Source organism: Cyanobium sp. NIVA-CYA 375 (assembly GCF_056108345.1).
Genome location: NZ_JBSYHW010000327.1, coordinates 1 through 720, shown reverse-complemented (window position 1 = coordinate 720; position 720 = coordinate 1). Strand labels below are relative to the sequence as shown.

Annotated in this window: 1 protein-coding gene; it reads right to left on the bottom strand. The window is 65.8% G+C overall.

The features are described from left to right. Positions 1–24: 24 nt before the first annotated feature. Positions 25–534 (bottom strand): anthrone oxygenase family protein, encoded by a 510-nt coding sequence (locus AC01FP_RS18385; protein ID WP_474482299.1) that lies wholly within the window; start codon positions 532–534, stop codon positions 25–27. Positions 535–720 lie beyond the last annotated feature (186 nt).

Here is a 720-nt window from a genome sequence, read left to right as displayed (position 1 = left end):
ATTGAGGCTAGCCGCAGCCAACGGCTAGCCCCATTCTTGACTGGCGATCGCCCAAATGAGGGCGCTCGCCGACGCCGCGGCGGCTCTGGCGTGGTTCCAGCGCGTCCAGGGCACGCGGTAGTCACGCCATGCGTCAGACAGATCGTCGCTGGAGACGTGCAACTGTGCCAGACCCACGTTCATCGGTACGTTGAAACCTGCCGTGACGCCGAAGACCCCCAGCAAGTACACGACTGAAGCAGCGCTGGACCAGACTGTGGCCTGAGATCCCGACATCCAGATGCCGGCCGCCGCGACCGCCAGACCCAGCACGGCGGTGCCCATGAACACGCCGAGGAACCAGCCGTTCATCACGCGCACGTTGATGCGCTGCATGGTCGCGATGGCCTCTGCCTCGGGCCGGTCGTCCAGCGCCGTCATCACGAACGCGGAGAAAGCGAAAAACACCCCCGCCATGAGGCCGGAGCCCAGGGCCAGGACAGGCGGCAAAGCCGCATGAACGGCCCACTCAAGCGCGTGCTGCATGCTGTGCATCGTTCGCCCCCGGCCTTCACACCATGCTCAAGTCGCCGCAGCAGGCAAGACAACCGCCTGCGCGAAGTCGGCGAAGCGGGTGGGCGTCGTGTTGTCTTCCGTTCGTCCCTGGCGGCTTCGGATGCGTCCGTCTTCGATGGCCTGGCTGATCTCAGCCGTCAGTTCGGCGGTGTCGGGAGGGAACCC

Bases quoted from the DNA above. Each gene is read 5' to 3' on its own strand.
- AC01FP_RS18385 (WP_474482299.1), bottom strand. From the start codon at position 534: ATGCACAGCATGCAGCACGCGCTTGAGTGGGCCGTTCATGCGGCTTTG.